The organism is Streptomyces sp. NPDC107454 (genome assembly GCF_055582885.1).
Genome location: NZ_JBVJPA010000002.1, coordinates 758,469 through 767,901, shown reverse-complemented (window position 1 = coordinate 767,901; position 9,433 = coordinate 758,469). Strand labels below are relative to the sequence as shown.

The following is a 9,433-nucleotide window of genomic DNA, read 5'->3' as shown; positions in this document are numbered from 1 at the left end:
TGGGGGCGTGTCAGCCAAGGCGAAGCAACCGAGGGCTGAAGCGTGGGTTTGGTCCGTGACTGGTCCGGAAGTACTGGTCAGGAGCGGTACAGGTGTGGGAGGAACTGGGAGTTAGCACGCAAGCCGGGCTCGGCCGAGAGCAAGCTGAGGGAAAGGCGCCTGACGGGTGAAAGACCAGGTCAGGCGCCTTTTTTCGTGCGCCTAGAAGAAGCCCAGCTTCTTCGGCGAGTACGACACCAGAAGATTCTTCGTCTGCTGGTAGTGCTCCAGCATCATCTTGTGCGTCTCGCGGCCGATGCCGGACTGCTTGTAGCCGCCGAACGCCGCGTGTGCGGGGTAGGCGTGGTAGCAGTTCGTCCACACGCGGCCCGCCTGGATCGCACGGCCCGCGCGGTACGCGGTGTTGATGTCGCGCGTCCATACGCCGGCCCCGAGGCCGTACAGCGTGTCGTTGGCGGTCTTGATGGCGTCGTCGAAGTCGTCGAACGACGTGACCGAGACGACCGGGCCGAAGATCTCCTCCTGGAAGATCCGCATCCGGTTGTCACCCTCGAAGATCGTCGGCTGGACGTAGTAGCCGCCCTTCAACTCGCCGTCGTGCTCGACACGTTCGCCACCGGTGAGGATCCTGGCGCCCTCCTGCCGACCGATGTCCAGGTAGGAGAGGATCTTCTCCAACTGGTCGTTGGAGGCCTGCGCGCCGATCATCGTGTCGGTGTCGAGCGGGTGGCCCGGCTTGATCAGCTCGGTGCGGGCGACCGCCGCCTCCATGAACTCGCCGTAGTGACCGCGCTGGACGAGCGCCCGTGACGGACAGGTGCAGACCTCGCCCTGGTTGAGGGCGAACATCGTGAAGCCCTCCAGCGCCTTGTCGCGGAAGTCGTCGTTCTGCGCCCAGACGTCGTCGAAGAAGATGTTCGGGGACTTGCCGCCGAGCTCCAGCGTGACCGGCTTGATGTTCTCCGAGGCGTACTGCATGATCAGCCGCCCGGTCGTGGTCTCACCCGTGAACGCCACCTTCGCCACCCGCGGGCTGGACGCGAGCGGCTTGCCCGCCTCTACGCCGAAGCCGTTGACGATGTTGACGACGCCCGGCGGCAGCAGGTCCGCGATCAGGCTCATCCAGTAGTGAATGGACGCCGGGGTCTGCTCGGCGGGCTTGATGACGACCGCGTTGCCCGCCGCCAGCGCCGGGGCGAGCTTCCAGACCGCCATCAGGATCGGGAAGTTCCAGGGAATGATCTGCGCGACGACCCCGAGCGGCTCGTGGAAGTGGTACGCGACGGTGTCGTCGTCGACCTCGCCGAGCGAACCCTCCTGGGCACGGATCGCCCCCGCGAAGTAGCGGAAGTGGTCGATGGCCAGCGGGATGTCGGCGGCCAGGGTCTCGCGTACCGGCTTGCCGTTCTCCCAGCTCTCGGCGACCGCCAGCTTCTCCAGGTTCGCCTCCATCCGGTCGGCGATCTTCAGCAGGATGTCGCCTCGCGCGGTGACGGAGGTGCGGCCCCAGCCGGGCGCGGCCGCGTGCGCCGCGTCCAGCGCGCGCTCCACGTCCTCGGCGGTGCCCCGCGCGACCTCCGTGAACGGCTGTCCGTTCACCGGACTCGGGTTCTCGAAGTACTGCCCACGAGCCGGCGGCACGTACTCGCCGCCGATGAAGTGGTCGTAACGCGCCTGGTAGGAGACGATCGCGCCCTCGGTGCCGGGCGCCGCGTAACGGGTCATGCTGGTCTGCCTCCCGGAGAAGCGCTGCCCGCCGTTGGACAGCTCTCGCCGCGAGGCTAGGAGCGCGGACGTTGCAACGACGTTGCGGACGCGGCAGGCCGGCCCTGCCCGGCAACCGACCGACGCCGCGCCGCGAGCGCCGGAGGGTACGGTCGGCCTGGTGGCGCGGCCTGTTCGCGCTCCAGCGCTTCCAGCCGGGCCCGCACTGTCGCCGTCGGGCGCACGGCGGCCAGCGCCCGCCATACGTCCAGGTCGTCCTCGCCCCACGGCGCGCGCGCCCAGTCCGCCAACAGGTCGGGGTCGCGACGTGCGATGAGCGCCGTACGCAGCCCGTCGGCGAGGCGGCGCCGCAACCGCACCACGGCCGGGGCCCCCGAACCCGGCAGCAGCGGACCGGCGTACGCCGCCGCGGCCGCCGTGACCGCACCCGTACCGAGCCGCCGTTCGACGACCGCCACGTCGGACTCGACCGGCCCCGTGAGCCGGTAGGGCCGCGAGCCCAGCAGGCCGGGACCGAGCAGCCGGCGCAGCCGGGTCAGCTCGGCGCGCAGGGTCACCGGCGTCACCGACTCGTCCTCGTACAGCGCGCACAGCAACTCGTCGCCCGAGAGTCCCTCCGGGTGTCTTGCCAGCAGCACCAGGATCTCGCTGTGCCTGCGGCTGAGCCTGACCTTCCGGCCGCCCGCGACCAGTTGGGCCTCGTCGCGGCCGAGTGCGGTCAGCTCGACCGTGTCGGCGGCTGCATCCGCCGGTGCGAGCAGCGCCAACTGGGACTCGGCGGCCCGCGCCACCGCCTGCACGAAGCCGAGACTGTGCGGATGCGCGAGCCCGTCCCCGCCTGTGATGTCCACCGCGCCGAGCACCCGCCCCGTGCGCGGATCGTGCACCGGCGCCGCCGCACACGTCCAGGGCTGGACCCGGCGGATGAAGTGCTCGGCCGCGAACACCTGCACCGGTCGGTCCACGGCGACCGCCGTTCCCGGCGCGTTGGTGCCGACCGAGGTCTCCGACCACCGCGCGCCCGGTACGAAGTTCATCCGCCCGGCCTGCCGCCGCGTCGCCGGATGTCCCTCGACCCACAACAGCCGGCCCTGCGCGTCGCACACCGCGAGAAGGTGCTCGCCGTCCGCCGCGAACGTCCCCATGAGCTCCCGGAAGAGCGGCATCACCCGGGCCAGCGGATGCTCCGCCCGGTAGGACCCCAGGTCGCCGTCCGTGAGCTCCACCCGTGCCGTGCCGTCCGGTGCGACACCGGCCCGTGCCGATCGCCGCCATGAATCGGCCACCACGGAGCGCACCGGTCGCGGCACCGTGCCGGCCTCGGTGAACGCCTCGTGCGCGCGGCGCAGTACCCGCACCCGCTCGACGGGATCGGCTCCTGGTTCGAGGGCCACCCACGGTTCGGTCAATTCGGTCTCCCGGTAGGCGATGCGGCTGAGACCATCGTCACTCCCGGTGCGGGCGCCGACAAGCACCGTGACGGAGCTCCTCACTCGGCGCTCATATAGGCATGGGGCGTCGGGGAGCCGCGGCGGGCGCTCCGTCAGGCGAAATTGACGAGCTTTATGTACCGCGTCCAGTCCCAGTTCGGCCCCGGATCCGTGTGGTCGGTGCCCGGTACCTCGTAGTGGCCGATGATGTGAGCCCGGTCCTTGGGGATGCCGTGCTTCGCGCAGATCGCGGCCGTGAGCTTGGCGGACTCCTCGTAGAGCGCGTTGGTGAAATAGGCGGGCCGGTCCACCCAGCCCTCGTGTTCGATGCCGATGCTGCGGGTGTTGTAGTCCCAGTTCCCCGCGTGCCAGGCGATGTCGCGCTCCCTGACACACTGGGCGACATGCCCGTCGGCTGATCGCACGAGGTAGTGCGCGGACACCTTCTTCTGGGAGTTCTGGAAGATGGCCACGGTCGTTGGAAAGGTCTCCTGCGTGACGTGAATGACCACGTAGTCGAGCGGATAGGCCGTCGGCCGAGTGGACGCCGTGTAGTTGGAGGTGCTCGCCGCTGCCCATTCGGCGAGCGGATAGTCGACGGCCGCCGTGTCCGCCGTCGCCTGTGCGCCCGGGAGTAACGCGTAGGGGAGGGCGGCGAGGGCGGCGCCGCCCTTGAGCAGGCGCCGCCGGCTCGGGAACGATCTGGCCCGTTCCATAGGGGAGTTGCCTTTCGGTGATGGGGGGACGAGGGTCAGCCGCACTCAGCGTTGCAGCGTCGCGGCGGTGTCACGCAGTCGCGCGTGCAGGCCGCGGTGTGTCTCGCGCGCGGGCAGCCACTCCTTGCGGATCTTGGCGACGCACGTGTAGTTGGTGTCGCAGACGTTGGCGAGCGGCGATTCGACCGCCTGGGTCGCGAACTGATACGCGTCGAGCTCGCTGAACCCGTAGTCGCGCACCAACCACTGCACCAGGTCGAGCTGCGATATGCGGAACGCGTCCTCCAGCGGGCGTGCCGAGCCGGTCGAGATGATGTGCGTGTCGGACTCGATACGCGGCCAAGGGGTGGCGACTCCCTTGAGCAACTCGACGATCACCACCGTGTTCATCGCGCACTCGACGGCCACACCGCATGTCTCGCCCTCGCCCTGTCGGGCATGCCCGTCACCGAGGCTCAACAGGGCGCCCTCGACGTTCACCCCGAGGAAACAGGTGACGCCGGCCCGCATCTCCGGAGTGTCCATGTTCCCGCCGTGCGCGTCGGGCACCAGCGCGGAGCGCACCTCGAGGTTCGCGGGCGCCACTCCGACGGTGCCGTGCATCGGGTCCATGGGCAACTCGATTCGGATGTCGCTGTCCCGGGCGCTGAACAGGGCGGTGCGTCGCTCCCGGTCGAGCTGCCAGATCCACACGGTCTCCGGCAGGGGAGGCTGCAGCGTGGCCGTGGTGTGCGTGGAGGTGAGCGCGCCGAACAGCGGGACCGTCGTCGAGGCCGCCCAGTCGCGAGCGGGCTCGATCGACACGAAGTGCACCGCCACGGTGTCGCCCGGCTCCGCGCCCTCCACATGGAAGGGGCCGGTCTGCGGATTGAGGAACGGGAACTCGCACACCTCGGACACCAGGTCCTTCTCCGAGCGCACCCGCCCGGCGAAGCAGTCCTCCGTGTACAGATCGAGGACGGTGCCCGGCGCGATGCGTGCCACGGGCGGCGCGCCACCGAACGTCCAGGCGTACTCGCCCGGTTCGGGGCGCACGGTCAGGATGCGGGGGTCACTCATGGCTGCACGGCTCCGCTCTGCCGAAGGTCGGGGGACTCGGGGGACGAGGTCTCGTCGAGGTGGACACGGGCGGTCTCGGCTATGCGCCCGGGGTGGCGGCGCGACAGGACGATCAATACCACGACCCCGGCCGCCATCCAGACTCCGACAACCGGTCCCGCGTACGAAACGGGCGCGGTGAGCTCCGAAACGAAGTCGAAGACGGGCAGGCCCGCGGCCGTCAGCAGCGCGGGCACGAAGGCGACGATGCCCAGCAGAGGGAAGAGCAGATGCCGCACCGGTTTGAGCAACTCGCGTCTGCGGCGCAGGAAATAGCCCGCACAGGAGAGGTTCACCACGATGTACACGCCGATGACGACCGTGACGATCACCGTCGCGAGCAGCAGGAACGCCGTGACGGGGTCGTAGTACAGGCCGAGGCCCAGCACAGCCGCGACCGCTACGCCGCACTGCGCGGCGACGCCGGCGACGGGGGAGCGGTGCCTCGGATGCACCTGCGCGAAGAGCCGCGGGAACACCTTGATCCGGGCCAGGGCGAAGGCCGTGCGAGTGGAGACCGTCGCACAGGCGTTGGCGTTGGCGATCGTGGAGTTGACCACCGCCAGGAACACCAGCACCCAGAACAATCCGAAGGAAGCCCGGGCCACGCCCTCCCAGGACGCCGCGCCGGAGGCGCCGAAGCCCCCGAAGCGGTCGGGGCCGAAGTACACCGACATGGCGTACGTGGTGAGGACGTAGAAGAGACCGATCCCCAGCGCCGCGCCGAGGACCGCGCGGTGCATGGTCCGGCGAGGATCCTTCGTCTCCTCGGCGAGCGGTGCCGCCGCCTCGAATCCGGCGAAGGCCAGCACCGTGTAGACCGATCCCGCGAACACACCACTGACGCCTGCGTATCCCTCGGCCGTGTGAGAGGTGCCGAACACCGACAGCGTGTTGTCGCCCCCGGCCTTGACGATCAGCCATATCGCGAAGACGAGGAAGACCAGCACCTCGAAGACACCGAGGACGGTGCCGAAGCGGGCCGAGGCGCGCACTCCGAAGTATCCGGCGACCGCGATGATCGCCGCGCCCGCGAGCGACCACGGCCACCACAGGTCGTCCGGGTAGGAGGACCATTCCTGATGGAGTGTGCCCGCCGTCGTGAACCCGAGTTGCAGGAGCAGCAGCGGTGGCACCAGCGCCTCGACGAACACATAGCCCCAGCCGACGAGGAACCCCACGGCCGGGTGCAGTCCCTGGGCCGCGTACGTGGCCACCGAGCCCGCGGTGGGCAGCTGTCGTGCCAGCTCGGCCACACAGGACGCGGTGAAGAGGCAGGCGACGAGGGCTATCAGCACGGAAAGGGGCAGACTGCCGCCCGCGAAGGCCGCGCCCGACGGAATGGACGCGGCGACCGCCGCGGCCGGCGCCATGGCCGTGATGCTCTGGAACAGGACCTCCCGCAGCCCAACAGCCTCGCGCCGCAGTCCTGGAACCGTCTCCCCCGACATCTGAACCCCCGATCCCCGGATTCGCCCGGACAACCAGCCATCGGCCCGACGGCTGCGCCTCGCGTGAATTACGGTACGGCGCTTGCCGGTTGGGCGGGAGGGCATGGCGTTCGTCGGTGGACAACTCCGGGACTGTGGACAACTCGGTCACCCGCGAGGGGGAAAGGGACCCTGAGTACTGCGCCGTCGACCGCGATGGCCGCGGTCATTGCGATGACCGTCATGCCCATCATCACCGTCATGACCGCGATGACCGCGCTACGCCCGCTCCGCGAACCCCGCCGGATCGTCGAGCACCGCCCGCACCACCGAGTGGGCGGCCCCCAGCAGTGGACCCTCGGGGCCCAGGGGCGACACGGACACGGCGCAGGCGGGGCCCGCCGTGCGCCGCGCCAACTCGACCTCCAGCGAGGGAAGAAGCCACGGTGCGAGACCGGACAGCGCTCCACCCAGCACGACCGTCTCCGGATCGAGGAGGTTGACCGCGCCCGTGAGCGCGATACCGAGCGCGGTCCCGGCGTCGCGCAGGGCACGCCGTACCTCCGTGTCGCCCTGAGCGGCACGCTCGGCCAGCAACCCGACCCGGTCCTCACGCGGCTCCAGACCGGCCGCGCGCAGCACGGCCTCCTCACCCGCGTACTGCTCGAGGCAGCCACGTCCGCCGCACGGGCAAGGAGGCCCGTCCGGCCACACCGGCACATGCCCCAGCTCGCCCGCGAAACCGCGGGTTCCGCGCAGCAACCGTCCGTCCACGACCACGGCCGCACCGATGCCGATCTCCGCGGACACATGCAGGAAGTCACGTGGGGTGGCATCGCCGAGCCACAGTTCCGCCAGACCGCCGAAGTTCGCCTCGTTGTCCACGGTCAGCGGGAGGTCCCCCGGCAGCAGCGCGCCGAGATCCGTGTCATGCCAGTCGAGGTTGGGGGCACGGACCACGGTCCGGTCGTCGCGGGCCACCAGACCGGGCACCGCGACCGCGAGGCCCGCGGGCCACAGCCCCTCCCGCTCGGCCTCGGCGACGACCTGCCGCACCAGCGCGGTCAGCTCCTGGAGCACCGGCTCGGGCGGCCGCCCTCGGTTCGTGCCGTGCAGCACCGCCCGTGCCCGTACGTCACCGCGCAGATCGACGGCGCACACCGCCAGATGGTCGACGCCCACCTCCGCGCCTATCCCGGTGGGGCCGTGCCCGCTGACGGCGAGTGCCGAGCCCGGTCGCCCCACCCGTCCGGGCCGCTCGGGGCCCAGCTCTTCGAGGAGCCCCAAGCGGATCAGCTCGTCCACCAGCGTCGAGACCGCCGCCCGCGTCAGACCGATGCGCGAGGCGACGGCGGCACGCGACAGCGGCCCCTCCGCGCTCACTGTGTGCATGACACGGGAGAGGTTGCGGCGGCGCATGCCCTGTTGGGTGTCGGGCAGTCGACGGCCGGAACCGGTCGGGTGGGCCTCGTGCAGTGGTGCGGTCATGCCTCCGTCAGTCCTCGTCCGGCCGGTCCCACTAGGGGTTGTCCTCGTTCGCGCTCGCTCAGCGCTCGCTCAGTCCTTGTTCGGTTCCCGTTCCAGGAGCGGGGCCGCGTCGGAGAGTACCCCGGCGATCCTGGCGAGCGTCTCCTCGTCCCGGTCCACGGCATCGAGCACCCGCCCGTGGGCCGTTCCCCAGCGGCGGGCCACCGCGGCCGGGTCCTCGCCGGTCAGCAGGCCCGCGGCCTGCGCTGCGGCGCCCAGCGCGACCAGTTCCCTGGCCTCGGGCACCTGAACCGGACGTCCCGACAGCCGGCGTACGGTCTGCTGCCAGGCCGTTCCCCGGGCACCCCCGCCGATGAGCAGCAGCGGCGCGGAACGGTCCGCGTCCGGGTCGAGCACCAGGTCGAGGGCGCCGAGGAGCGAGTGGACCGCGCCGTCGTACGCCGCCTGCAGCAGCTGGCCGCCCGTCGTGTCGTGCCTGAGGCCGTGCAGCAGCCCCGAGGCATGGGGGAGGTTCGGGGTGCGCTCGCCGTCCAGGTAGGGAAGCAGCGTGACGCCGGCGCCCGGTTCGACGGCCTCGCGGTCGAGGCCCAGCAGCGCGGCGACACGATCGACGGCGAGCGTGCAGTTCAAGGTGCAGGCCAGCGGAAGCCAGTCGCCGCGTGCGTCGGCGAAGCCCGCGACGGTGCCGGTCGGGTCGGCGGGGCGCCGCGTCGAGACGGCGTACACCGTGCCGGAGGTGCCGAGGCTCAGTACGGCGGTGCCGGGGCGCAGTCCGAGGCCGAGCGCGGCGGCGGCGTTGTCGCCGGTGCCGGCGGCGACCAGCGTGCCCTTGGAGAAGGGCAGATCATCGCGGGCGTGCACGGTTCCGGCCACCTCGCCGGGCCGCGCGATGCGGGGGAGCAGCGCCGGGTCGAGGCCGACGTGTGCGAGGACTTCTTCGTCGTACCTCTCCGTACCGGACGCCCACCAGCCGGTACCGGAGGCATCGCCGCGGTCGGTCGTGCCTTCTCCCGTGAGGCGTTCGGTGAGGTAGTCGTGGGGCAGCCGTACGGCCGCGGTCGCGCGGACGGCGTCGGGTTCGTGCTCGGCCAGCCAAGCCCACTTCGTGACCGTGAAGGAGGGGCCGGGCAGGCTGCCGGTGCGCTCGGCCCAGGCTTTCGGGCCGCCCAGCTCCTCGACCAGCCGACGGGCCTGTGGCGCCGAGCGCACGTCGTTCCACAGCAGGGCCGGGCGTACGGGATCGCCCTGGGCGTCGAGGGTGACGAGCCCGTGCTGCTGCCCGCCGATCGACACCGCGGCGGCCTCGTGGGCCGCCTCGCCGCACTGGTGCAGCGCCTCGCGGAGCGCGTCCCACCACTGCCGCGGGTCGCTCTCGCGGCCCGCCCCGGTGGAGACGGTGTGCGGCGCCTGCCCGCTCGCCACCACCTGTCCGGTCGACGCGTCGACGACCAGGGCCTTGGTGGACTGGGTGGATGTGTCCACCCCGACGACGAGCGGACCCTCGGCTGCTGACATCGAGCTCTCCCTCTTCCGCGGCTCCGCGGGA

The 9,433-nt window shown here is 71.2% G+C and carries 7 protein-coding genes; all 7 read right to left on the bottom strand.

From position 1 onward, the window contains the following. Positions 1 to 201: 201 nt before the first annotated feature. The 7 genes from exaC to xylB all read right to left on the bottom strand — a co-directional run bounded on the left by exaC (position 202) and on the right by xylB (position 9,402). Positions 202 to 1,725 (bottom strand): acetaldehyde dehydrogenase ExaC, encoded by a 1,524-nt coding sequence (gene exaC, locus ACZ69M_RS07570; protein WP_054228929.1) that lies wholly within the window; start codon positions 1,723 to 1,725, stop codon positions 202 to 204. 56 nt (positions 1,726 to 1,781) lie between these two features. Next, the gene (locus tag ACZ69M_RS07565) at positions 1,782 to 3,134 is read right to left on the bottom strand and encodes a GAF domain-containing protein (RefSeq protein ID WP_470047569.1); all 1,353 of its coding nucleotides are present in this window, start codon (positions 3,132 to 3,134) and stop codon (positions 1,782 to 1,784) included. Positions 3,135 to 3,268: 134 nt separating this feature from the next. Then, positions 3,269 to 3,871, bottom strand: coding sequence for an N-acetylmuramoyl-L-alanine amidase (locus ACZ69M_RS07560; RefSeq protein ID WP_470047503.1), 603 nt, complete (start codon positions 3,869 to 3,871; stop codon positions 3,269 to 3,271). A gap of 45 nt (positions 3,872 to 3,916) precedes the next feature. Beyond that, positions 3,917 to 4,930 (bottom strand): acetamidase/formamidase family protein, encoded by a 1,014-nt coding sequence (locus ACZ69M_RS07555; protein WP_470047501.1) that lies wholly within the window; start codon positions 4,928 to 4,930, stop codon positions 3,917 to 3,919. Then, the gene (locus ACZ69M_RS07550; RefSeq protein ID WP_470047500.1) at positions 4,927 to 6,420 is read right to left on the bottom strand and encodes an APC family permease; all 1,494 of its coding nucleotides are present in this window, start codon (positions 6,418 to 6,420) and stop codon (positions 4,927 to 4,929) included. The genes ACZ69M_RS07555 and ACZ69M_RS07550 overlap by 4 nt, the downstream gene beginning before the upstream one ends. Positions 6,421 to 6,678: 258 nt before the next feature. Beyond that, positions 6,679 to 7,887: an ROK family protein gene (locus ACZ69M_RS07545; RefSeq protein WP_470047499.1), complete on the bottom strand. Its 1,209-nt coding sequence runs from the start codon at positions 7,885 to 7,887 to the stop codon at positions 6,679 to 6,681. Between the two features lie 69 nt (positions 7,888 to 7,956). Beyond that, complete coding sequence (xylB, locus tag ACZ69M_RS07540; RefSeq protein WP_470047497.1) at positions 7,957 to 9,402, bottom strand: xylulokinase; 1,446 nt, start codon at positions 9,400 to 9,402, stop codon at positions 7,957 to 7,959. Between the last annotated feature and the right edge of the window lie 31 nt (positions 9,403 to 9,433).